General features: G+C 63.0%; 21 protein-coding genes and 1 pseudogene. 12 read left to right on the forward strand and 10 right to left on the reverse strand.

What is annotated here, in order from left to right; all coding sequences use genetic code 11:
- Positions 1-24 precede the first annotated feature (24 nt).
- The 5 genes and pseudogenes from G5S42_RS20420 (at position 25) to G5S42_RS20440 (ending at position 5425) form a co-directional block, all read left to right on the forward strand.
- Positions 25-1591, forward strand: a pseudogene (locus G5S42_RS20420) (DHA2 family efflux MFS transporter permease subunit).
- A gap of 106 nt (positions 1592-1697) precedes the next feature.
- Complete coding sequence (locus tag G5S42_RS20425; protein ID WP_176110353.1) at positions 1698-2135, forward strand: MarR family winged helix-turn-helix transcriptional regulator; 438 nt, start codon at positions 1698-1700, stop codon at positions 2133-2135.
- Positions 2136-2189: 54 nt separating this feature from the next.
- Positions 2190-3710 (forward strand): efflux transporter outer membrane subunit, encoded by a 1521-nt coding sequence (locus tag G5S42_RS20430; RefSeq protein WP_176108449.1) that lies wholly within the window; start codon positions 2190-2192, stop codon positions 3708-3710.
- A 34-nt stretch (positions 3711-3744) separates the two neighbouring features.
- Complete coding sequence (locus tag G5S42_RS20435; protein WP_176108450.1) at positions 3745-5049, forward strand: HlyD family secretion protein; 1305 nt, start codon at positions 3745-3747, stop codon at positions 5047-5049.
- A 187-nt stretch (positions 5050-5236) separates the two neighbouring features.
- Positions 5237-5425, forward strand: a complete 189-nt coding sequence (locus G5S42_RS20440; protein WP_217709927.1) for a copper chaperone — start codon at positions 5237-5239, stop codon at positions 5423-5425.
- Positions 5426-5490: 65 nt separating this feature from the next.
- Here G5S42_RS20440 and G5S42_RS20445 read toward each other — a convergent pair whose 3' ends face one another.
- The 3 genes from G5S42_RS20445 to G5S42_RS20455 all read right to left on the reverse strand — a co-directional run bounded on the left by G5S42_RS20445 (position 5491) and on the right by G5S42_RS20455 (position 7187).
- On the reverse strand, positions 5491-5955 hold the full coding sequence (locus tag G5S42_RS20445) for a RidA family protein (protein WP_176108452.1): 465 nt from the start codon (positions 5953-5955) through the stop codon (positions 5491-5493).
- Positions 5956-6002: 47 nt separating this feature from the next.
- The gene (locus tag G5S42_RS20450) at positions 6003-6347 is read right to left on the reverse strand and encodes an SDR family oxidoreductase (RefSeq protein ID WP_176108453.1); all 345 of its coding nucleotides are present in this window, start codon (positions 6345-6347) and stop codon (positions 6003-6005) included.
- A gap of 153 nt (positions 6348-6500) precedes the next feature.
- Positions 6501-7187, reverse strand: coding sequence for an NnrU family protein (locus G5S42_RS20455; protein ID WP_176108454.1), 687 nt, complete (start codon positions 7185-7187; stop codon positions 6501-6503).
- 466 nt (positions 7188-7653) lie between these two features.
- Here G5S42_RS20455 and G5S42_RS20460 point away from each other — a divergent pair, with 466 nt between their 5' ends.
- From G5S42_RS20460 to G5S42_RS20480, 5 genes are all read left to right on the forward strand, one after another.
- Positions 7654-8373, forward strand: a complete 720-nt coding sequence (locus G5S42_RS20460; RefSeq protein ID WP_176108455.1) for a response regulator — start codon at positions 7654-7656, stop codon at positions 8371-8373.
- A gap of 496 nt (positions 8374-8869) precedes the next feature.
- Positions 8870-9544 (forward strand): response regulator, encoded by a 675-nt coding sequence (locus G5S42_RS20465; RefSeq protein ID WP_176108456.1) that lies wholly within the window; start codon positions 8870-8872, stop codon positions 9542-9544.
- A 371-nt stretch (positions 9545-9915) separates the two neighbouring features.
- Positions 9916-11301 carry a spinster family MFS transporter gene (locus tag G5S42_RS20470; RefSeq protein ID WP_176108457.1) on the forward strand — a complete coding sequence of 462 codons (1386 nt, stop codon included), beginning with the start codon at positions 9916-9918 and terminating at the stop codon, positions 11299-11301.
- Positions 11302-11457: 156 nt separating this feature from the next.
- Entirely contained in the window at positions 11458-12180 is a 723-nt protein-coding gene (locus tag G5S42_RS20475) for a GntR family transcriptional regulator (RefSeq protein ID WP_176108458.1), read from the forward strand.
- Between the two features lie 512 nt (positions 12181-12692).
- Positions 12693-13853 carry a porin gene (locus G5S42_RS20480; RefSeq protein ID WP_176108459.1) on the forward strand — a complete coding sequence of 387 codons (1161 nt, stop codon included), beginning with the start codon at positions 12693-12695 and terminating at the stop codon, positions 13851-13853.
- 272 nt (positions 13854-14125) lie between these two features.
- Here G5S42_RS20480 and G5S42_RS20485 read toward each other — a convergent pair whose 3' ends face one another.
- The 7 genes from G5S42_RS20485 to G5S42_RS20515 all read right to left on the reverse strand — a co-directional run bounded on the left by G5S42_RS20485 (position 14126) and on the right by G5S42_RS20515 (position 20868).
- Entirely contained in the window at positions 14126-15451 is a 1326-nt protein-coding gene (locus G5S42_RS20485) for a 3-hydroxyacyl-CoA dehydrogenase (protein ID WP_176108460.1), read from the reverse strand.
- Positions 15452-15458: 7 nt separating this feature from the next.
- Positions 15459-16241, reverse strand: coding sequence for a crotonase/enoyl-CoA hydratase family protein (locus G5S42_RS20490; RefSeq protein WP_176108461.1), 783 nt, complete (start codon positions 16239-16241; stop codon positions 15459-15461).
- A gap of 54 nt (positions 16242-16295) precedes the next feature.
- Positions 16296-17279, reverse strand: a complete 984-nt coding sequence (locus G5S42_RS20495) for a PDR/VanB family oxidoreductase (RefSeq protein WP_176108462.1) — start codon at positions 17277-17279, stop codon at positions 16296-16298.
- 82 nt (positions 17280-17361) lie between these two features.
- Positions 17362-18600: an aromatic ring-hydroxylating dioxygenase subunit alpha gene (locus G5S42_RS20500; protein WP_176108463.1), complete on the reverse strand. Its 1239-nt coding sequence runs from the start codon at positions 18598-18600 to the stop codon at positions 17362-17364.
- 33 nt (positions 18601-18633) lie between these two features.
- The gene (locus tag G5S42_RS20505; protein ID WP_176108464.1) at positions 18634-19635 is read right to left on the reverse strand and encodes an amidohydrolase family protein; all 1002 of its coding nucleotides are present in this window, start codon (positions 19633-19635) and stop codon (positions 18634-18636) included.
- 75 nt (positions 19636-19710) lie between these two features.
- On the reverse strand, positions 19711-20088 hold the full coding sequence (locus G5S42_RS20510) for a RidA family protein (protein ID WP_176108465.1): 378 nt from the start codon (positions 20086-20088) through the stop codon (positions 19711-19713).
- 36 nt (positions 20089-20124) lie between these two features.
- Positions 20125-20868, reverse strand: a complete 744-nt coding sequence (locus tag G5S42_RS20515) for a GntR family transcriptional regulator (RefSeq protein ID WP_176108466.1) — start codon at positions 20866-20868, stop codon at positions 20125-20127.
- A gap of 315 nt (positions 20869-21183) precedes the next feature.
- Between G5S42_RS20515 and G5S42_RS20520 the strand changes: the two genes are divergently transcribed.
- The gene (locus G5S42_RS20520; RefSeq protein ID WP_176108467.1) at positions 21184-23337 is read left to right on the forward strand and encodes an acetate--CoA ligase family protein; all 2154 of its coding nucleotides are present in this window, start codon (positions 21184-21186) and stop codon (positions 23335-23337) included.
- A gap of 26 nt (positions 23338-23363) precedes the next feature.
- Positions 23364-24557, forward strand: coding sequence for an acyl-CoA dehydrogenase family protein (locus tag G5S42_RS20525; protein WP_176108468.1), 1194 nt, complete (start codon positions 23364-23366; stop codon positions 24555-24557).
- Positions 24558-24571: the final 14 nt, after the last annotated feature.

Here is a 24571-nt window from a genome sequence, read left to right on the forward strand (position 1 = left end):
GGCGCTCCGAACCGAGACGAGGACATGAATCCACCGACCAACCCGGGCGCGCCGGCCCAGCTGACTGGCGCAAAGTTCGCACTCGGCACGTTTGCCGTAGCGCTCGCCACCTTCATGAACGTGCTCGATTCGTCGATCGCCAACGTCGCGATTCCGACGCTCTCGGGCAACCTCGGCGTGTCGATCGACGAAGGCACATGGGTTATTACGCTGTTTGCCGCGGCCAACGCGGTGTCGATTCCGTTGACGGGGTGGCTCACGCAGCGCATCGGCCAGGTCAAGCTGTTTGTCTGGGCGATTCTGCTGTTCGTGCTGTCATCGGCGGCGTGCGGACTCGCTCCGAACCTGCTGGTACTGCTCGTCGCCCGCGTCGTGCAGGGCGCGGTGGCGGGGCCGCTGGTGCCGTTGTCGCAGGCCATGCTGCTCGCGTCGTTTCCGAAGGAAAGAAGTTCGAACGCGCTGGCGTTGTGGGCGATGACCGCGACGGTCGGGCCGATCGCGGGTCCGGCGCTCGGCGGCTGGATCACCGACAGCTACAGCTGGTCGTGGATCTTCTACATCAACGTGCCGGTCGGCCTGTTTGCCGCGGGCGCGATCTGGGCGATCTACCGCGATCGCGAGACGCCGTCGCGCAAGCTCCCGATCGACAAGGTCGGCCTGATCTCGCTGATCGCATGGGTCGCACCGCTGCAGATCATGCTCGACAAGGGCCGCGACCTCGACTGGTTCAGCTCGCCGGTGATCTGGGCGCTGATGATCGTCGCCGCGGTCAGCTTCCTGTTTTTCCTGATCTGGGAATTGACCGAGGAAAAGCCGATCGTCAACCTGCGGCTTTTCGCCAGACGTAACTTCCTCGGCGGCACGATTGCGATTTCGGTCGCCTACGCGATCTTCTTCGCCAACCTCGTGATCCTGCCGCAGTGGATTCAGGGCTTCCTCGGCTACCGGGCGGTGGATGCGGGGCTCGTGACCGCGCCGCTCGGCATTTTCGCCGTGATCCTCGCGCCGGTGATGGGCAAGATCATGCCGCGCTCGGACATGCGGGTGCTCGCCACGCTTGCGTTCGTCGGATTCGCCGGGGTGTTCTTCATGCGTTCCAACTACACGACCGGCATCGACGCGTGGACGCTCGTGCTGCCCACTTTGCTGCAAGGCATTCCGACCGCGCTGTTCTTCACGCCGCTGACCGCGATCATCCTGTCGGGTCTGAAGCCGGAGGAGATTCCGGCGGCGGCGGGTCTGTCCAACTTCGTGCGCATTTTTCGCGGGAGCGGTGGGCACGTCGCTGATGAGCAACGCATGGAGCGATCGTACGATCCTGCACCATGCGCGACTTGCCGAGCAAAGCAGCGTGGAGGACCCCCGGTTTTTTTCCGGCGCGATCGCGCACCTGCAGGCGGCGCTGGACGCGGGCATTCCCAAGGCCACGGAGTTTTACGAAGCCTCGCTGAACGCGCAGGCGACGATGCTGGGCCTGAACGACATCTTCTGGATCTCGGCGGTGATCTTTGTGGTCATCATCCCGCTGATCTGGGTGACGAAGCCGACCAAAGGTGGTGCCGCGGGCGCGGCAGCCGCCGGCGGACACTGATTCCGATTGGGCAACCCGGTTCGGACGGAAAATGAAACACACAATCCTCTTCTTGACATTATCTGATAATGCAGATATTGTGAAAATCAACAAGGAGGACGCCGCCATGGACCACTACACGACGAAGAACTTCATGCTTACAGAGAGTATCGGCTTCAGGCTCGTCAAGGCCCGCAACGTCGTCGTCGCGGAAATGGACGCGGCGCTCAAGGACCTCGACATCAACGGGCAGCAGATGGGCATCCTGCTTTCGCTGAAGCAGGGTGTGGCAACTACGCCTTTCGAGCTGTCGAAGCTGCTCGGAATCGACACCGGCCTGATGACGCGGATGCTGGACAAGCTGGAATCGAAAGGGCTGCTGGAACGTTCGCGCGACCCGCAAGATCGCCGCGTGGTCAATCTGACGTTGACCGCGCAGGGGCAGAAAACCGCCGCGCGGATTCCGGAAGTCGCACCGCATGTGTTGAACGCGCGCTTGCGCAAATTCACGAAGGCCGAGTTTGCCGAGCTGGACCGCCTGCTTCGCAAGTTCACAGGCGATTGAGCGGCGCGGCCGTGGGCCGCGTTTTTTTCACCCATTAATCTGATTTGTCAGAAAATGAATACGCAGACTTCCAGGGCAAACACCGTCGCCCGTACGCTGAAGCTCGGTGTTTCGGTGATCTCATTCGCAGTGCTGGCAGCCTGTGCAAACTATGCGGGCATCCACAGCGACAAGCAGATCAATCAGCCACAACAGCTGGAAACGGCCCGGAGCCTGCCGCAGGAGCATGGGAACTGGCCGTCCCCGGACTGGGCCGACCAGTTCGGCGACGCTCAACTGAAGGCGTTGATCGCCGAGGCGCTGCAAGGCAGTCCGACGCTTGCCCAGGCGCGCGCCCGGGTCGAACAGGCACAAGCCTACAGCGAAACGGCGAAGGCGGGCACGCTGCCGCGCGTCGACGCTTCGTACTCGCTGACGCGCCAGCAGTTCAGCAGCAGCGCGCTGATCCCGCCGCCCTATGCCGGCTCGTGGCAGACGGAGAACAAGGGGCTGCTCAGCGCTTCCTACGATCTCGATCTGTGGGGCAAGAACCGCGAAGCGCTGCGCGCGGCTGTGTCGGAGGCGTCCGCTGCCGAGGCCGACGAGCAGGTCGTCAGGCTCACGCTCGACACCTCGATCGCCCGCACGTACAACGAGCTGGCGCGGCTCTACGCGTTACGCGATATCGCGCAACAGGAAGTCGCGCGGCGCGAGCAGATCGACCGCATTACCTCCGGCCGCATCGCAAACGGTCTCGACACCGAAGTGGAGCGCAAGACGGCCGAGGCGAATCTGTCGACGAGCCGTGCCCGTGTCAGCGCGCTCGACGGCAGCATCCTGACCACCCGGTATCAACTGGCGGCGCTGCTTGGCAAGGGTCCCGACCGCGGACTCGCGATCACGCGGCCGACGCTCGGCGTCGGCGACGACGTGCGTCTGCCTGACAACCTGCCGGCCGATCTGCTGAGCCGGCGGCCCGACATCGTCGCGGCGCGCTGGCGCGTCGACGCGATCACGCACGAAGTGAAAGAAGCGAAGGCCGAGTTCTATCCCGACATCAACCTGAGCGCCGCGATCGGTCTCGACGCGTTTGGCTTCGGCCGCTTCCTGAGCGCCGCGAGCCGCACCGCGTCGGTGGGCCCGGCGATCCACTTGCCGATCTTCGATGCGGGCGAGCTGCGCGCGCAGTTGAAGGGCCGCTACGCCGAGTTCGACTATGCGGTGGCGACCTACAACCAGACGCTGATCGGCGCGCTGAGCGGCGTGGCCACGCAGCTCGCGCAGATTCGCGCGAGCGACGCGCAGCTCGGCGATGCGCTGGCCGCGCAGCAGGCCGCGAGCGATGCCGATCGCCTCGCGACCACGCAATACAAGGCCGGCCTGACCAACCAGTTGACCGTGCTCAATGCCGACGTCACCGCACTGAACGCCGACGAGGCGATCGCCAATCTGAAGATGAACCGCCGCGACCAGCAGATCGAGCTCGCGTCGGCGTTGGGCGGCGGCTATGTCGATACGTCGGCGGGCACCGACCATCATGCGGACGCGGCTCGCGCATCCGCCAGTCAAGTCAATCCCACGGTTGCCGCACGTTGAACGGCACGCCGGGAAACCTATCAGGAGAACTGCAATGAGCGATTCGATCACGACCGACCGCGAACTGGCGGATCAGGAAGCCGAACACAAGAGCGGCGCGCAAGCGCCCGCCACGCCCGAAGGCGACAACAAGGCGACGCCCCCGTCGAGCCGCAAGCGCCTGATCGCGCTGCTCGGTGCCGCGGTCGTGCTCGCGGGCGCGGCCTACGGCGGTTACTACTACACCGAGGGCCGCTATCATCAGGAAACCGACGACGCGTACGTCAGCGGCAATCTCGTGCAACTGACGCCGCAGGTCACGGGCACAGTGATCGCGGTCAACACCGACGACACGCAGATCGTCAAGCAAGGCGACCCCGTCGTCACGCTCGATCCGGCCGATGCAAAGCTCGCGCTCGCCGATGCCGAAGCGCAACTCGGCCAGACCGTGCGGCGCGTCTCCGGCCTGTATGTCAACAATGACTTCTACGCGGCGAACGTCGCGCAGCGCGAAGCCGATCTGGCCCGAGCCCGCGACGACCTGCGCCGGCGCGAGGCCGTGGCGGACACGGGCGCCGTGTCCGCCGAAGACATCGCGCACGCCCGCGATGCCGTCAGCGTCGCGCAGGCCGCGCTCGACGCTGCGCGCCAGCAGGGCGAAGCCAATCACGCGCTGACCGACCGCACGACGGTCGAGCAGCATCCAGACGTGCAGGCCGCCGCCGCGAAAGTGCGGACCGCGTGGCTCGCCTATGCGCGCGATACGTTGCCCGCGCCGGTGACCGGCTACGTCGCGCAACGCCGGGTTCAGGTCGGCCAGCGCGTCGCGCCGGGCACGCCGCTGATGGCGATCGTGCCGCTCGACGGCGTGTGGGTCGACGCGAACTTCAAGGAAGTGCAGCTCAAGCACATGCGGGTAGGCCAGCAGGTCACGCTGAGCTCGGACGTCTACGGCAGAGGCGCGAGGTATCACGGTCGTATCGAGGGCTTCTCAGCCGGCACGGGCAGCGCGTTCGCGACGCTGCCGGCGCAGAACGCCACCGGCAACTGGATCAAGATCGTGCAGCGGCTGCCGGTGCGCATCGCGCTCGACCCGGCCGAGCTGGCCGCGCATCCGCTGCGTATCGGCCTGTCGATGACGGTCGATGCCGACACGCGCGACGAATCCGGTTCGCAGCTCGGCGCGGCGCGGAACACGCGCTACAGCACCGATGTTTTCGCGCAGTACGATGCGCTGGCCGACGCCGAGATCAACAAGATCATCAAGCAAAACGAAATGGTCTCGCGCGCGATGGCGGCGCAACCTCAACCGCAATCGCAGCGTGTGGCGACGCATCAGCGCAAGACGAACGCAGGTTGATCCGATTCAGGGCGAGCTTGCGGCGACAGAGCAGGAAACGGCAGGCGGCGCTAGTATCGGCATCGTCATTCGACGGTGCGATCGGTGCGAGGTCAGCGGCTGGTTCATGACACGCCATGTCTGGACGGGCATCGTCCCGTTCGGTATCCAACGTTGCTGACTGAGGAGGGGAAACGTGAAGTTCTCGATGAAAACCGAAATCCGCGCAGACGATGTTTCGATGATCGAGCATGCAATGAAGTCGGTGGACCCCGACGCGAAAGTCGCGGTCGACGTTGGCACGCAAAGCGTCAGCGTCGACTCGTGGCTGATGCCCGAAGAGTTTCTGGTCGCGTTCTACGACGAGGACTACGACGTGGCCATCAAGGAGTGGTGACATGAACGACGCTCGCGCGGATGTGGTCGGCGGGCAGCGCAAGCGTCGCGCGTCGCACGCGTCGGTCAGGCAGCCAGGATCTCAGCAATGACGACGATCACGACAGCGGCGTTGGCGGGCCCCTGGCTATGCGAGAACGCCGAGCGCGCATGTCCCGCCTTGTTACCCAGCACGGCGGCGAACAGATCCGAAGCTCCGTCGACCACGGCGGGCTGATCGTAGAAGCCATCGGCCGAACTGACGTGCCCCTCGACGCGAACGATGTGATGCAGGCGCTCGAAGCCGCCGAGATGCTGCGAGATCTGCGCGAGCGCGTTGAGCGCGGCGAGTTGGGCCGCCTTGCGGCCCTCTTCGAGCGTCAGGGTCTCGCCGACACGGCCCGTGTAAATCATTTTGCCGGCGGACAGCGGCACCTGCCCGGAGATGAAGAGCAGGTTGCCGGCTTCGCTGACAGCTGTATAGCTGCCCAGCGGTTGCGGCGGAGTAGGCAGTTCGAGACCGAGTTCGGCGAGTTTCTGTTTGACGGACATGATGGGCTCCTTGAGTGTGGTGGCGAGCACGGGCGGCGCTAGATCATTCACTGGCCTGCGCTCTGGCCGCCGTCCACATGCAGGATTTCGCCGGTCACGAACGGTGCCGAGTCGTGGTAGAGGATCGCGTTGACGATGTCGCTCATCTCGCCCATGCGCCCGACCGGATGCATCCCGGCGAGCGTCGAGAGCGATTCCGCGGGATGCATCGGCGACTTGATGATGCCGGGCGACACCGCGTTGGCGCGGATACCGGCGTCGGCCTCGACGGCCGGTGCGATGGAACGAGCCGTGGCGACGACGCGATGACCCTGCGCGCGGAAAGCTTTGACGGTTTCAGCGACGACGCCTTGCGAGGCGCCGGTGACGATGACGGCCCTGGAAGTGCTCATGGTTTGTCTCACAGCGAGATTGATTCGGCCTGCTGGCCGTTCGAATCGATGGACCCGATGCAGCGCACTGTAGGCGCATCCGCCGCGAATTCGAACACACACCGTGGACAAAGAGTCTTGCGCCACGAGAACAAGTCTCGTGGAATCGGCCGGCTAGAGCCAGCGCCAGATGCCCGCGGGCCAGCCGGAGAGCGGGATATGCGCCCAGGTCGCCACGAGCCAGAACACCACGCCGCCAATCAGCGCGTGCATGCCGAACCCGCCCAGCCGCGCGCGGCCGGCGGCGATCGCCGCGAACGGCAGATAGCTCGTCTGCGACTCCCATGCGGGCCACAGATCCGGTTGCAGACGCCGCTTCTTGCGGTCCTGCAACGCGGCACCGACCAGCGCGAGAATGACGATCGCCCCGGCAAGCACGATGTTCCGGGTGACCGGGAGCACGGCGATATGGCACAGCCCCCAAAGCGCGAACGACCACATCATCGGGTGACGTGTCACCGCGTACACGCCGTGCGCCGCGTCGGGAAGAGCGGCGGACCGGCCAACGGTGGGCAACGCCGGGTTGCGGATCAGCGAGCCCATCAGAAGGATCGATGCGATCAGCATGACCACGGTCACAATCGCCCACAGCACGTTGCCTGCCGGCCATAGCGGCTCGGAGACGGGCGTTCGGTCGTAAGCCATGACCATCCAGCCGAACGTCAGTATCGCGATCAGCGAATAGACGCCCATGGCGGCCCGTTCGCCGATTGCCCGGACCATACCGGCCCGCAGCGGATGGGACAGGAGAAAGTGGCTACCGACAAAAGCGAATGCCGCCACGACAAGTGTGCTTTCCATGGGCTCGGCTCCTCGAATCAGATGATCGGTCGAACGTGTGCACTGGAGAATACTACTTCGTGTGCCGCAACGAGCGCGGCGGGCGTCTCGCGAGTTCGATTGCCGCGCGCGGGCATCCGGCTCGGGTCACAAGCCTCTACATGGCCCGTCGACGGGACGGGAGCGGCCCCTCGCTAAAGAGAGTAGGTGATCGAACGATCGCCGAAGCCAACTTTGCAAGGCAGAGAGATCATGTTCTGCAAGCGCTGCCTGGCCACCGCGGCAGGTCGCTGGTTGAGGCGCCGGGAAGTGCGCTCGCTGGAGATTTAGACTCGAATACGGGAGTAAACGATGACGAGGATGGACTGCGGCGACCTTCCACGCAATAAATTAAACGCCTCAGGTGTTTGGCTGCGAAGAAACCGACGATCGCAAAACGTGAAGGTAAACCCGCAGAGCAAACATCCCGCCGCTGACTATCATACAAATGTCCTATCTCGATGATATTGACAATATGGATGCGTTCGCCATTCGGGTCATCCTTGCCGATGACCACCCCGTCATGCTCAGCGGTATTTCGCATGAGCTCGCAGAGGTGAAGACAATCCAGCTGGTAGGGACAGCGAGGAATTCGACTGAGCTGATCGCGCTTCTAACGAGCACAGAGTGCGACGTTCTCGTATCCGATTACGCAATGCCTGCGGGCGACTACGGTGACGGAATCGCGCTGTTCTCTCTGATCAAACGTCGCTATCCCGAGATCAAGATCGTCGTTCTAACCATGCTCGACAACCCGGCGGTGATTCGTGCGCTCGTTACACAAGGTGTAACGTGCATCGTCAGCAAATCCGATGCTGGCGCCCACCTTATTCCCGCCGTTCATGCCGTCCATAGCGGCGGCAAATACTATTCGCCAACGATCAATCAGATAGTCCAGTCGATCGACTGGAACCGTCGGGGCAGGGGCTCATCGGACGTGCTGAGTCAGCGCGAGTCCGAAGTTGTGCGTCTTTTTGCATCCGGGCTGACTGTGAACGAGATTGCCGAGAAATTGAGTCGCAGCAAGAAAACCATCAGCACACAGAAATCAAAGGCGATGGAAAAACTCGGCATTGAACGAGAAGTCGATCTGTTTCGGTATGCGATGGAAAATGGGCTGGTGACTTCATCGCAGAAGATGCCGGACGGTTCTTCCTCCACAGAATAAATGCAGGAAGCGATTCGCCCTTGCAAATAACATTGAGAAGGTAAAGCCGTGACGGGATGCTTGCATTCTTGCGGATTTGCATTCCGTCGTTGACCGGATAGTCGCACTGAAGAACGCATACGTGGCAAGTGCAGGTCCGGAATCTTGGCTCTCGAAGTGGCATAGGCGCGTCCGTCGTCACGCGTTACATGCGCCATCGGGACGAAAAACTACGCATTGCACGAAACATCTGGATTGAGTCACCGTCACTGCGCCGGAACACGGTCGCGACCGCACACAGACCGCTCAAGACCGCGAACGTACGCCTGTCCTATTTTCTGATATTTCTCACTTATAAGACTAAGCCTATTACTGATCCGATGCGGCGTAGATAAAGTCTTGCCCGTTCATTGTCAATAGGACACGACACGAGAAGCGTGGAAATGCAACTTGAATTCCGCCCCTCACTTTAATGGCGTCTCTAACGCCTCAAATTACATTGCGACGGAAGTCGACTATGACCACATCAAGAATTCGCGTAATACTCGCAGACGATCATCCAGTGATTCTCGAAGGCGTGCGATACGAACTCGAAAGAAGCAACACGATCTCGGTTGTTGGCACGGCGAAAAATTCGACCGAACTGATGGCTGCGCTGACCAACTCGCCTTGTGACGTGGTTGTCTCGGACTACGTGATGCCCGGCGGACGTTATGGCGACGGACTGGCTCTTTTCGCTGCCATTCGCCAGCACTCTCCGAACGTGCGGGTGGTTGTGCTGAGCATGATGGAAAATCCGGCGGTTGTGCGGCTGCTGATGCAGGGAGGCCACTGCTGTATTTTCAGCAAGGCTGATCCGATCAGTAACCTGACGATCGCGGTACATGCCGCCTACGCGAATGGTCGCTATCTGTCGCCGCGCGTGGCGTCGATCTCAGACACGATCAACCCGGGTGCGCGCGGCAACACGGCCGGAGCCCCATTGACGCGATGTGAACTGGAGGTCGTACGCCTGTTTGTTTCCGGGATGACTGTGACGGAAATTGGCGAGCTTTTGCGTCGCAGTAAAAAAACGATCAGCACGCAAAAGAGCTCGGCAATGCTCAAACTGAGTATCGAGCGAGACGCGGACCTGGTGCGTTATGGAATGGAAAGCGGCCTGGTGCCGTCCGCGGAGCCGGCCAATTCGTAGCAGAGTCCGCGCGTGAGTTTTTGGCCTCAGGCCTGAATCAGCGCGAGCGTGGCCCGGGTGCCGGCTTCCCTGGCGACGCTCCCGATGTTGGACTGCGCGACTGCTGCCGGTGAGGGCGCTCCATACCAGCAAACAATCTGTAGCGCGTGGTCCGTTGTGATGGCTGCCCAAAGGCAACGCGTTCGCAAGTTGGGCTAGGTGAAAACGATGACGCTTCAAGGTCATGTTCCGATTGCGCGACCACCAGTTATGCATCAAAATCGACTTGAAATTCCACGATGGTATCGTGGCATACAAGAAGGTTTCGATATAGAGGGTAGGTGAGTTGCCTGCTTGGCCGCCCGAGCCCCGAACGAGTGGAGACGCGCAATATGGAAGAACTGATCGCCCAGAATGTGGGCACGAGATCGAGCAGCAGCTGGTATCGCGGATGGTTTTTGCTGGTCCTGGTGCTGATCTATGCGTCGAGCTTCGTCGATCGCATCATCGTCGCGGTTGTTGGTCAGGCCGTGAAGATAGACATGGGCCTCAGTGATTATCAGGTCGGGCTGCTCGGCGGCCTCGCGTTTTCGATTTTCTATTCGGTGCTTGGTCTGCCGATTGCGCGTTTGGCTGACAAATTCAACCGTGTCGTACTGATCTCGATCTCGATCGTCGCCTGGTCGGCGATGACCGCGCTTTGCGGCACGGCAGGCAGCTTCTGGCAACTGATGCTGTATCGCCTCGGCGTGGGTATCGGCGAAGCCGGCAGCACGCCGACCTCGCACTCGCTGATCGCCGACGAGTTCGGTCCGCGCCGCCGGGCGAGCGCGCTCGCCGTCTATGCGCTGGGACCGCCGATCGGCGTGCTGGCCGGCGCGTTCGGAGGCGGCTGGCTCGTGGAGCATCTGGGTTGGCGTCCAGTGTTCTTTGTGGTGGGCCTGCCGGGGCTCGTGTTTGGCCTGCTGGCATGGCTGACACTGCGTGAGCCCAAGCGCGGCGGCGCCGATGGTGTCGCAGCCGGCACCAGCGCCAGTGCTCCGCCCCTGAGCGTGGTGTTCAAGCGGCTGACCTCGAGCCGCGCCTTCGTGCAGATGCTGCTCGGCACGGTGATCGGTGCGTTTGGCCAGTACGGTATCAACCTGTTCATCCCGATGTATTTCATCCGCGTCTACAGCATGAGCTTTGCCCAGGCCGGCGTGATTTTCGGTCTGGTGCTCGGCGTCGGCGGCATCATCGGCACTACGCTCGGCGGCGTGTGTGCGGACCGGGTCGGCGTCAACGATCGCCGCTGGTATGCGCGAATCCCGGCGCTGGGTACTGGACTTGGTTTCCCGCTGCTGGCACTAGCCTTCCTCGCAGATCAGTGGCAGCTGAGCGTCGCGCTGCTGTTCATGGGCACGATCCTGCTGAACGTGTGGAACGGCCCGACCTTCGCGGTGGTGCAGAGCATCGTCGAGCCGCGCATGCGTGCTACCGCGTCGGCCATTGTGTTCCTGCTGATGAACCTGATCGGCCAGGGCCTCGGTACGCCGACGGTGGGTTTTCTCAGTGATCGTTTCGCATCGCACCTGTTCACGCAAGGTGATTTCCACGCGGTGTGTACCGTGCCGAAAGGACCGCATGGTGCCGCGGCCGTGTTGCAGGGTCCATTTGCATCGGCATGTCATGACGCCTCGGCCAATGGTGTGCGCTACGCGATGCTGACGGCGAGCGTGGTGCTAATCTGGTCGGCCTTCCATTACCTCCGTGCGACGCGTCATCTGAAGAATTCGTAAGACCTGTTTGGCGAGCGTTGTCCCGACGGCGCCGTATGCAAATACGGCGCCGTTTCCCATTATCGCTAGTCGGGAAATCCATGTCTGGTATACCTCTGCGGTATCATAGGAATTCATTTTTTCTGTTAAACCTTTTATGTCTGTCATTCTCGTTCGATGAGCCAGATCCCAAAAATAAGCCGGTCGGTTGAAATCAAGGCCCTTCTCGAAGCGGAAATTGAGCGAGGTGAGCTGGTCCCGGGCGCAACGTTGGACGAGCGAGCACTGGCGACGCGCTTCAATGTCTCGCGCACGCCGATCCGCGAGGCGCTTCAGCAGCTCGCCGCGCAGCGGTATGTACAGATCGTGCCGCGGCAGGGCGTATTCGTGAGCAAGATGTCGGTGCCGCAACTGCGTGACGTGCTTGAACTGCTCAGCGAGCTTGAGGTGGTGTCGGCCCGCCTCGCCGCGCGGCGAATGAACGACCAACAGCGAGCGGCGCTCCAAAAGGCGATCGACGATGGCGTCGCCGCCTTGCAGGAAAACGATCCGCGCGCTTTCGCCCGCGCCAATGTGGCATTCCACGAAGTGCTCTGCAACGCCTGCCACAACGATTATCTGGCTGATCAGATTCGTTCCATCCGCCGCCTGATCTCGCGTTACCGGCCCAAGCCGTTCCTCGCGCCGAGCCGCCGCGAGAAGGCCATCACCGATCACCAGAAGCTCGCCCAGGCGTTGCTTTCCGGCGACGAAGCCGCCGCCGAAGCCGCCATGGCCGAGCACTCGCCGGGCTTTTCGGAGTTCCTCGCCACTTTGCCGGAAGAGTACTTCGCGAGTGCGCCCACGCCTGGGCGTGACGGTGGTTCTTCCTCAACGGAACCGCCTTACGACGATCGTTGATGCGCCGTATTGGCGTCTTCCGGGATGGTCGAGTCCCGCTCCCCTGCCGTTCGTTGCCCCCTGGTTTTTTGAGCTGAGCTCCCTGGGGGCATTTCTTTTGGCTGCCAAACTGAACTGACGGCCAGACGCAATAGGTATACCTACACTCTGTTGTACGCATACATCGCTGCGCCGCGCGATTTACGCTTCCCATTCCTGCAGTTCCCACCTTCATTCCCGCTATCCCCTCCAAGGCCCAGTTCTGGCAAGCCTTTGCGCGCCGCGTGGTCTGCTCGCATGACCGGTGAGGGAAAACGATAGGTCGATATCCTAAATGTATTCTTGCGCGCTGCAACAGGTATGCATCAAAATCCAAATTAGTATTCCACGAATCGGTCGGTGGAATATTAAAGCCACTGGCGAGTGTAGCGGGCGGGGTTGGGTGACCGGAACCGGGATGGTTCGGATCCGGTGCGAAGCTGACCAGCAAATTACGTTTGATCTGAAAAAATGAGATAGGTGGAGACGTGGACATGAGGAAGAAACTATTGGCAGGCGCGATTGCAGCGCTGGCTTCGGTAGGTGTGCATGCACAAAGCAGCGTCACGCTGTACGGCATTATCGACAATGGCCTGACCTACGTGAACAACGTAAAAGGCAGCTCGCAGTTCAAGCTCGACGACGGCATCAATCAGGCGTCGCGCTGGGGTCTGCGTGGCGTCGAAGACCTTGGCGGCGGTCTGAAGGCAATCTTCACGCTCGAGAACGGTTTCTCGCTGAATACCGGTACGGCGAGTCACGGCGGCGCGCTGTTCGGCCGCCGCGCTTTTGTCGGTCTGACGAGCGACAGGTTCGGTACCCTGATTGCCGGTTACGACTACGACTTCATCTACGACTACATTTCGTACTACACGAACGTTGCCCAGTTCGCCCCGTCGTATGCGTTCCACGGTTCGTATGACGTCGACCGTCTGGCGGGTGAGCCAGTCAGCAACATGGTGCGCTATGAAACGCCGATCTGGCATGGCTTCGGTGCTGGCGTGATGTATGGTTTCAGCAATACGCCGGGACGTCTCGGCGGAACGTTCAACGGTGCCGCAAGCGTATTCAGTGCTGGCCTGAAGTACAGCCCGACCGGTTCGTTGAAGGCGCCGTACTCGTTGGCCGCAAGCTTTACCCGCACGCAAGGCGGTGCCGTCGGTGCAACTGGTGGACCGGGCGCAGGTACGATGGCGCAATACGCCCTACAGGCCGATGCGATTTACACGGCAGCGTTGGCTGGTCAAGTGCGTCTCGGTGATCGTTTCGCCTTGAACGGTGTCTACACGTACACGAGTGCGAATAGCCGGACGCTTGGCACCGTTGTGTCAAGCGGCTATGAAGCAGGCCTAACCTATGAGGCTTCGCCGTTTATGACGTTCGGCGCTGGTTTTACCTATATGGATCAGCGTCGGCTCGGCAAATTCAATCTGTATAGCTTGGGTGCCGACTATCGGTTGTCCAAGCGTACGGACGTGTATGCCTTCGGCACCCTCCAGCATGCATTTGCTGGTCGCCAATTTGCTGACAACTTCCTGATCTCGACGCCGATGTCATACGGCGCCAGCGTCGGTACGAATGCAATCTTTGGGAACGGGCGTTCGAGCACCGCCAACCAGCTCTCCGTGCAAGTCGGTATTCGTCACCTGTTCTGACCGGTCAGGAACAAGCCGTACAGGTATGCATGGGGTTTCCCGGCATGCCATGCCTCGGACGCCACGCTTATGCGTGGCGTTTGCTCGTCCTGCAGACCGGATCACGCCCGGTTGCCTCGTTGTGCATCTGGGAGAGCTTTCGCGCCAACAACGAAACACCTGGGTTGTGCTTCGTCAAGAAAGAAAGGCCAGATACTCATTCACATGAGGTCTGGCCTTTCTATTCGAGTCATGCTGCCGCGTGAAGCGGGCAGCATGGTTGATGGCGGAGATCAGAGATCGGCAAACCTGCCGTTGCCGGCCGCGAGCTTTTCGAGCAGCGGCGCAGGCTTCCACCAGTAGCCGTACTCTTCGTACAGGCGCTTGATGTCCTGATAGACATTGGCGAGGCCGATCTGGTCGGCGTAGTACATAGGGCCGCCGAGCTTGGCTGGGAAGCCGTAGCCTGTCACGTACACGACGTCGATATCGCTCGCGCGCAGCGCGATACCCTGTTCAAGCAGCTTCGCGCCTTCGTTGATCATGCCGTACATGCAGCGCTTGATGATCTCTACCTTGGGGATCGAACGGCGCGTGATACCCAGGCGTGCCGATTCCTCGACGATGTACTGCTCGATCTCCGGGTCGCGATGCGGCGTGCGGTCGCCCGCTTCATAGCGGTACCAGCCCTTGCCGTTCTTCTGTCCGAGGCGGCCCATCTCGACCAGTTTCATGATGAGGTCGTTCCAGCGGCGATCGTTCGGACGCGTGGCCATCTGTGCCTTGCGCGTCTGGTAACCGACATCGTTGCCGGCCATGTCGTGCACCGCGAAAATACCCATCGCATAGCCAAAATCCTTGAGCGCGGCATCGACTTCGTGCGGCAGCGCGCCGTCTTCGACGAGGAAGTGGGCTTCGCGATTGTAGTTGCGGAACAGCGCATTGCCGATGAAACCGGGGTACACGAGCGAGTACACCGCCACCTTGCCCATGCGGCGGCCGAGTTCCATCAGCGTGACGACCGCCTCGTCGGAGGTGTTGTCGGCGCGCACGACCTCGAGCAGACGCATCACGTGCGCCGGGCTGAAGAAGTGCGCGCCCACCACGTCCTGCGCGCGCGTCGTGACAGCCGCGATCTCGTTGATGTCGAGGCCCGACGTGTTGGTGGCGAGGATCGCGCCAGTCTTCGCGTGGCGATCGAGTTCGCGGAAGATGCCTTGCTTGAGGCCGAGATCTTCGAACACCGCCTCGATGACGATGTCCGCGTCCTTGACGTCGGCGATCGCGGTCGAGCCCGTGATCAGCGCGAGCCGCGCATCGCGCGTGGCGTCGTCCAGCTTGCCGCGCTTGATGCTCTGGTTATAGTTGTCGCTGATGCGTGCGAGGCCGCGCTGCAGACCTTCGTCGTTCGCGTCGATCAGCGTGACCGGGATGCCGGCCGCCACGAGCGCCATCGCGATACCGCCGCCCATCGTGCCCGCGCCGATCACGGCTGCGCGCCCGATATCGCGCGGCTTGACACCGGCGGCAACCGGGATTTGCGCGGCGAGCTTTTCGGCGGCCTTCACATGGGCCAGTGCCGCAGCTTCCTGCGGCGTGAGTTCTGCGGGTGCATTCATCGTTGCTTTACTCCGGCTTGACGAGTTTGGCGTTTCCGTCCACGAAACTCTGCAGACGTGCGGCGGTTTCGGGAGAACGCATCATGTTCGAGCTCATGTACTCGAGGAACAGGCCGTCCTCATGCGAGAGATCGTTCACGCGCGGCAGCAGGTTGGTGATGCGCCAGTTGGTGTCGGGCACGTTCTGCGCGATTTTTGCGGCGATTTCCCTGGCTTTGTCGAGTGCGCCGCCGATCGGCGTCAGATAGGTGATGATGTGCTCGCGCTGGCCTTCCTCGGCGGTCAGCAGACGCCCCGTCAGCATCATGTCGGCCATGACGGTATAGCCGACCACACGCTGGATGCGCACCGTGCCGCCGCCGCCCACGAAAATGCCGCGCTGGCCTTCGGGAAGCCCGAAGAAGCATGAGTTGTCGCCGACGCGCACGTGTGCCGCCGTCGCCAGTTCGAGACCGCCGCCGACCACGGCGCCGTGCAGCGCCGCGACGAACGGAATAGGGCCGCGCGCGATCAGGTCGAACACTTCGTGCCACGAATGACGGCGGCGCTTCTTCGGCGGGGCGGTCTGGCCGGTGGCGCGCGACAGCGCCTCGCGCAGGTCGAGACCAGCGGAGAAGTTGCCGCCATGGCCGTAGATCACGCCGCACATGGCTTCGTCGCCGGCGCGGTTGACGGCATCACGCAGTTGCGCAATCACTTCCTCGTTGATCGCGTTGCGCTTCTCGGGACGATTCAGCCCGATCAGCGCAACGGCGCCGTCGAGTTCATAGGTAACCTGGGTTTCGCTCATGCGGCGCTCCGTTGGATGTTTGTCTGGTGATGTTCAGGATGACCGGGCGACAGGTCATAGGTCGAGCACGAGGCGTTCGCTCTTGCAGCGCGACACGCACACCTGCATGACTTTCCCCCCCGCCTTGTCCGTATCGGAGAGGTAGGTGTCGCGATGCTCGATGTCGCCGCTCGCCACCTGGGTCGAGCACAGACCGCAGTAACCGGCACGGCAGTCGTACATGACGTCGACGCCGTTATCGAGCAGGGTGTCGAGCACCGACTTGTCGGCGGGCACGGTCAGCACCTTGCCCGAGGACTTGAGTTCGATTTCAAAGGTCCTGTCGCCGTCCTGCGGTGCAACTTCGCTGAACAGTTCGTAATGCAGGTCGCACTCGTGCCAACCGCGCTGGCGTGCCGCCGCGAGCACCGCGTCGATCATGCCGGACGGCCCGCACACGTAGATCGGCTGGTTGACCTCGGCGCCGTCGAGCAGCACCTCGATCGACAGGCGCGTCGCGTTGTCGTCGTCGGCGTGCAGCACGAGGCGCTTGCCCGCGACGGCACGCAGTTCTTCGACGAACGGCAGCGCATCGCGCGTGCGGCCCGAGAAGTGCAGCGAGTAGTCGCGGTTCTGCCTGCTCAGTTCCGCCGCCATAGCCGCCATCGGCGTAATGCCGATGCCGCCCGCGATCAGGATGACCGAGGGCGGTGCGGCGAGCGGGAAGTGGTTGACGGGTGCGCGCACCGTGAGTGTGGCGCCCGCCTGCAGCGTGTGCATGAAGCGCGAACCGCCGCGGCCTTCGTCCTCGCGCCGGACGCCGAGGCGGTAGGCACGCACACCCGCGCGCGTATCGACTTGCGGATCAGTGTTGATCAGCGAATACGAGCGCCATTGCGCGACGCCGCCATCGGCCGCAGGGATCTCAACCTGAATGTGTGCGCCCGGCTCGTAGCCGGGCAGCAGCGCATCGTCCTCAGCTTCGAGCGTGAGGGACTTGATCAGCGAGGTCGGCGCGCTGACTGACGCGACACGCAGCTTGAGAGTAGGCGCGAGCATGGTGGTCTTTCCGTGGAGATTGCATCGGTCTCACCGCGCGGGAACGCCGCGCGGTTTTACTGCAGGGTTTTATTTCGCGGTGCTACTTCGAGTCCGCAAGCGAGCGCCAATCGGCGCCGGCCTGAATCACGCCGCCGACCGAGACGGCCTTCGAGTAATCGAGTTCCGGGCTCTCGGCGAGGGTCGGCGTCTTGCCGGCCATGAACTCGCGCGCTGCCTTCAGCAGCAATGCGCGCACGCGCAGCACGGCGCCGTCGGCCGAGCACAGCTGTTCCTGGGTGCGGTCGTAGATCGCGCCCTGGCCGAGGAACATCGCGAAGTCTTCCGTGCCGAGGTGCTGGTAGAAGCCCGTCGCGTGGCCGCGCTTCATGAGGTCGCGGTTCTGGCCGAACGATTCCTCGCGCGTGCCCGGCGGCAGTGGCGGGAAATTCCAGACGTCCGGCGTGGCCGACATGATCGTCATGCCGAGCGGGCGGTGCGGGTTGTACTGCACGAACCAGGCACGGTGCGTCACGTCGTCCACCGGGGTCGAGAAAAACACCGTGGTCGGGCCTTTCGCATCAGGCGGGCAGATGATGCCGTACCACGGCATCACGAAGTTGTTCACGCGTGCGTAGACCTTCTCGTCGGGCATGTCGCGCAGCGCGGCATAGCGATAACCATACGGACGATCTTCGAACTCGAAGCGCGGCGCGAGCGCCTTCGACATGAGCATGCGTTCGTTTCCGCCGCCCGCGGTGATCTGCGTGGTCGATTCGTGCAGTACGCCGACGTGCGACGAATCCATCGAGGCTTCGACGGCCTGCACCCAGTTGGTCGGCACTTCGACGCTCGTCACCGAGCGGTGTTCGGGCGGCAGGTCCATGAACGGCAGTTCGGGGAACACCGGTGACGTGTCGCCCTTGCCGAGCCACACCCACACGAGGCCGCCTCGCTCTTGAACGCGGTACTGGCCGGTCTTCACGCGCTTGCAGAACTGCGCCTGGTCCCCGACCTGGTTCGGCGCTTCGACGACGGCACCGGTCGCATCGATCTTCCAGCCGTGGAAGATGCAGCGCAGGCCGTTGTCCTCGTTGCGAGCCATCATCAGCGACGTGCGGCGATGCGGGCACAGTTCGTCCACCACGCCGACGTGGCCGTCAGTCGCCCGGAACGCCACGTAGTTCGTGCCGAGCAAGCGCACCAGCACCGGTGCGCCGTCGGCTTCGAGCTTCGCCGACGGCACGGCCGGAATCCAGTAGTGCTGGCGGATCATGTCGCCCATCGGCGCGCCGTTCTCGACGCGGGTCAGCAGCTCATTGTCCTCACGAGTCATTGCCATGATCTCTCCTCTGCGGGCTTCGCGGTTTGCGCGTCAGTCCTTGTAGTGGCGGAAGGCACGCGTGTAGACGCGCGTGCAGTTGCATTCGAAGATGTTCTTGCGCTGCTCGTCGGTCAGCCACTCGATGCTTTCGATCACCGGCTTCATGTCGTCGTAGTCACGGCCCGAGATCGGATCGCGCGCGCTGCCCGTGCCCGGTTTTTCGGTGCCGAACATCACGTTGTCGGTGCCGGCCACCTTCAGCAGCAGCTCGATCGAATCCTTCGAGTAGTTGCAGGTGTCGAAGTAGAGCTTCCTGAGCTGCTCGTCGAAGGTTTGCGGGCTGTTGCGGCGCGCGGCCCACGAACGGAAGCGGCCCATCTGGTAGGGGATTGCGCCGCCGCCGTGCGCGACGATGATCTTCAGGTTCGGATACTTCTCGAACACCGTCGATTCGAGCAGCGAGATCACGGCGATGTTCTCTTCGTTGATGAACTTGAGCGTGTACGACTCGCGCGGATTGCAACTGCCTGCGGAGTGGATCAGCGCCGGCACGTCGAGTTCGGTCATCGCGTCATAGAGGGGGTACCAGAACGGATCGCCGAGACCGGCCGGCGCCGGGCCGTGGCCTTCGGTCGGGTCCGGGTTCAGCAGCGTGCCGACGAAGCCGAGTTCGTTCACACAGCGCTTGAGTTCGGCCACGCAATGCTCCGCCGGCGAGTCGTTCATGGACTGCGGCAGGCCGGCCACGCCACGGAAGCGGTCAGGGAACATGTCGACGAAACGCTTGATCAGGTCGTTGCAGTGGCGCGTCCACAGCTGCGTCACCCGCGCGGGCTTGATTGAGTGCATCTGCAGGTAGGGGCGCGGCGAAATGAACTGGATGTCGGTGCCGACCGAATCCATGCTGCGCACGAGTTCCTCGGCCTGCTTGCGCACGGCTTCGTCGGGGATATTCGGCGCGCTCGACGGGTTCGCGCGTCCACCGACCAGTTCGGCCATGTAGCGGAAACTTTGCGGGGGCATGACGACGTGGGCGTGGGAATCGATGATCATGGATGAGCCTCAGTTGGGTTCGGAGTGTTCAGCAAAAGACTGCGATGACTCGGGTACGGCGCGCTTGGGTCGCGCTCAAGCGACTACCGCAAGGGTTTCGAGCTGGATGACCATGCCGTGCTGGAGGTCGTACGTGGTCACATGGCGTGCCGGGCGATGCGCAGCATCGGGCCAGAAGGCCAACCAGTGCGGGTCGATGTGTGCGCGCACCGAGTCGTCCTTGACGTAGACGGCGAGCTTCACCACCTGGTCCAGCGTGGCGCCGCCCGCGTCGAGGAAGCGCTTGAGGTTTTCGAAGGCGAGGCGAACCTGATCGGCCGGCGTCTCGGCGAGCTTGCCGGTGCTGGGATCCTTGCCCGCAATCGCCGACGAGCACAGCACGTTGCCGGCGCGCGCACCGAGCGGGATCGGCACCTTGTGCGCGAGGCCGGGAACGTCGATGGATTGGGGCATGTCTCCTCCGTGTCTAGTCGTGTTGGAGGGCGCGTGTCAGTCCGCGCCCAAATCGAAGAAATGGCGCGGCACCGCCGCGAGGAACTCCGAGAAACCGGTGGTGCCGGCCGGCACATGTTTCATCATGGCTTCGGCGGCTTTGGTTTCGTCGCCGCTCTGGATCGCACGCGCGATGCCGAAGTGCTCTTGCAGCGAACGCGCGATCTGGCCGCGGCTGCGCAGGTCGGACATGCGATAGCGCGCCGAGCGGCGGCGCGCCGTGCGGATCTGCTCGGCCAGGTATTGGTTGCGGCTGCCTTCGTAGATCAGTTCGTGGAACTGCGCGTTGGCGATCGCGTACTGGTCGGCGTCGTCTTCCACGGCTGCTTGCTGGCATGCCAGAAGCGCATGATCCAGTTGCTCGCGCAGTTCGTCACACGCACGGCGCGCGGCGAAACGCGCGCACAGTGTCTCGAGCTCGCCGATGTATTCGAGCATGGCGCGCACCTTGCCAATAGACAGGCGGGCCACCGTAATGCCCTGGCGCGGCGAGATCACGACCAGATCGCGCGCGGCCAGATGTTGCAGCGCCTCGCGAACCGGCGTGCGCGACACATTGAAGCGCGTCGCGAGTGCACGCTCGTCGACCAACGTGCCCGGTGCGAGCTTGCCCTGTTCGATTTCGGCCTGCAGGGTCGCCCGAATACCGCTCGCGAGACTGGCCCTACCGCGGGCGGGCGGCTCGGGCGCTTCGCCCGCCGCGCCGCTACGCTCAAGAGTGGGGTCTGCTGCAAGTTTCATTGAGTTGCCACGCTCGGTATGTTGGAAGTTGCGAGAAATATATCAATACAAGTTTGTGGTATGCAACACGGCGTTTGCCCCAGCGTATCACAGTCGTTCCTTCGCAATCATCGGTGCTGGCAATAAAGTCCTTATGTTTCAATTGGATGCGTCGATCCGGTGGACGCATTGCGCCGCCGCCCAGGGAAAGTACCAGGATGGGTTTTGAGTGTCTGGTGTATTGAGAAGCCTGCTCTGGTATGCCAGAATGCATCACATCACACCCGAGTCTGGTATGCCAGATCCGCATCCAATCAACATCACAGGTCAGATCAGATGAGCAAGAGCCTTATAGATGTCGCAGGCGTGCACCCTGTCGAGCGTGTGCTCAAGCCGAAGTCGATCGCGATCGTCGGTGCATCCGCCGATCCGCGCGCTTTCGGTCATTTCGTGTTGCAGAACCTCGAGCGCTTCGGCTATGCGGGCGATATCCATCTCGTGTCGCGCAGCAGCCAGGAAATCAACGGTCGCGTCTGTGTCAGCAGCGTCGAGGCGCTGCCGCAAGGTATCGATCTGGCCGTGCTGTGCATTCCGGAGTCGGGCGTGCTCGACACGGTGCGCACGCTCGGCACGCTGAAGGCAGGCGCAGCCGTGATCTTTGCGTCGGGTTATGCCGAGGCGGGCGACGAAGGCCGCGCGAAGCAGGAAGAGCTGGCGCGTGTGGCAGCCGATGGCGGCGTGGCGCTGATCGGCCCGAACTGCATGGGTTTCACGAACTTCGAGGCCGGCGTGCCGGTGACCTTCGAAGCCGTGGCGCCGTACCCGAGCGGCGGCCGCCGTGGCGTGGGCGTGGTGGCGCAAAGCGGCGCGATGGCCGCGAACCTGCGCGACGCGTTCATGGGCCGTGGCCAACCGATGACGGCAACCGTTTCGACCGGTAACGAAGCCAGCCTCGGTATCGAAGACTACCTGGCCTGGTTCATCGCCGATCCGCAGACGAGCGCAATCGCGGTCTACGCCGAGCAGATCCGTCGTCCGCAGACCTTTCTGCTGCTCGCCCGCGAAGCACGCGCCGCAGGCAAGCCGATCGTGATGCTGATGCCGGGCAAGAGCGCCCGCGCCCGTGAGGCGGCGCAGTCTCACACAGGCGCACTGGCAGGCGATCACGCGACGGCGAGTGTCCTGCTGCAGCGCGAAGGCGTGGTGGTAGTCGATTCGCTCGACGAACTGTTCGATACGACGACGATCCTGGCCCGCTTCCCGGCCCCCCCTGCAGCCGGTACGGCCGTGATGACGGCCTCGGGCGCGGTCAAGAACATCACGCTCGATTTCGCCGAGGACATCGGCCTGACGCTGCCACGCCTGACCGACGCGACAGTCAGGAAGCTGACCGAACTGCTGCCCGACTACGCCGTCGCCGACAACCCGCTCGACTACACGACGATCGGTGTACGCAACCCGGGCCTGATAGGCGAGCTGATCGACACGGTGCTGACCGATCCGAACATCGGTTCGCTCGTGCTCGCGATCATGGGCGGCCCGTCGATCGCTCAGCGCGACAAGGCCGATCACCTCGTGCCGGCGCTGGCGCGTGCAACGAAACCCGCCGTGCTCGTGGTGATGGGCGATGACAACCCGCTCAAGGATTTCTTCACGGACGCGATCGCCGCGAGCGGCGTGCCGTTCTTCCGCTCCCCGGATCGTGCGCTGCGCGCTTGCGCTCGCGTGGCTGCATATGGTGAATCGCTAGCGCGCGCCGAGCGTGCGAGGACCGAGGCGTCGAAGGTGATCCCGCTGCCGGGCGCCGTGCCGCCGAACGGCATCTTCGCCGAATACCAGGGCAAGGGCTGGCTTGCCGCGGCCGGTCTGCCGGTGCCGAAGGGAGGTCTCGCGAAGTCGCTCGACGAAGCGCTCGAGATCGCCGATGAAATCGGCTACCCGGTCGTGCTGAAGGCCCAGGCAAGCGAACTGCCGCACAAGAGCGACGTCGGCGGCGTGGCGGTCGGCCTCGCTGATGCCACCGCGCTGCGCGCCGGCTGGGACAAGCTGCATGCGAGCGTGAAGTCGCATCGTCCGGAACTCGTGCTCGACGGCGCGCTGGTCGAAGCGATGGGCCCGCGCGGTCTGGAACTGGTCGTGGGTGCGAAACGCGACGCGGACTGGGGGCCGGTCGTGCTCGTGGGCCTCGGCGGTATTTTCATTGAAGTGCTCAAGGATGTGCGCCTCGTGCCGGCCGACCTGTCGGAAGACGACATCCTGGTCGAGCTGGGCCGACTGAAGGGTGCCGCGATGCTCGAAGGCGTGCGCGGCGCGGCAGGCGTCGACGTGCGTGCGGTCGCGAAGGCCGTGGCGGCGATTGCCGACCAGATGCGCGCGAACCCCGAAATCACAGAAATCGACGTCAACCCGCTGGTGGCCTACCCGGACCGTGTGCTCGCGCTCGACGCGCTCGTCGTCTGCGGCGCTCAGGGCGCCTCGACCCATCACTGAGCCCTGGATCTGAGGAGACACATCGAATGAAACTGGAATTCTCCGCCGAGGACCAGGCATTTCGCAGCGAAGTGCGCGAGTTCGTGAAGAACAATCTGTCACCGCGTCTGAAGCGCAAGGCCGAGCTCGGCCTGCGCATCGAGCGCGAGGATTATGTCGAGTGGTACACGTTGCTGTACGAGAAGGGCTGGATCGCGCCGTCGTGGAAGAAAGAACATGGTGGACCGGGCTGGACGCACGTGCAGCGCTACATCTTCGACGAAGAAACGCTGCTGGGCGGCGCGCCTCGGATCGTGGCGAGCGGCATCAACATGCTCGGCCCGGTGCTCAACGAATTTGGCACACCTGAGCAAAAAGCGAAGTACATCCCGAAGATCCTGCGCAGCGAAACATGGTGGGCGCAGGGCTTCTCGGAGCCGGGCGCGGGCTCGGACCTCGCGGCGGTGCGCACGACGGCCGTGCTTGCCACGGACGATGAAGGCGAGCACTTCATCGTCAACGGCCACAAGGTCTGGACCTCGTACGCTCACTGGTGCGACATGATGTTCGCGCTCGTGCGGACCGATCCGAGCGCGAAGCCCCAGGAAGGCATCTCGTTTCTGTTGATCGACATGCATGCGCCGGGCGTCCAGGTTCGCCCGATCAAGATGCTCGAAGGCGGTACCGACCTCAACGAGGTCTACCTCGACAATGTGCGCGTGCCGAAGGAAAACCTCGTCGGCGAACTGAACAAGGGATGGACCTACGGCAAGTTTCTGCTCGGCCATGAGCGCACCGGTATCGCTGGCATCGGCTCGTGCAAGCAGCAGCTGGCCCGAGCCAAGTATCTCGCGAAGCAGATCGGCCTCGAAGACGATCCGCTGCTCCAGTCGCGCATCAGCCGTTTCGAAGTCGAGCTGATGGCGCTCGAATTTACGGGCCTGCGCATGCTGAGCGCGAATCAGTCGAGCCGCGTGCCTACGGTTGAGGCGCCGATGCTCAAGGTTCGCGGCACGGAGCTGCGCCAGGGCATCTACGCACTCCTGACAGAAATCGCCGGTCCTTTTGCAGTGCCGTTCGACGAGCAGGCCATGCTCGATGCAGCCGGCTACGACGGCCCGAGCCCGGACGAACTGATCGCGGTCGCGGCGAACTACTTCGACGCTCGCAAAGCGTCGATCTACGGCGGGACCAACGAAGTGCAGCGCAATCTGATTAGCCGCGCGTTCTTCAATGCTTGAGGCGGAATACGAAC

The sequence above is a fragment of the Paraburkholderia youngii genome (assembly GCF_013366925.1).
Classification (GTDB): Bacteria; Pseudomonadota; Gammaproteobacteria; order Burkholderiales; family Burkholderiaceae; genus Paraburkholderia; species Paraburkholderia youngii.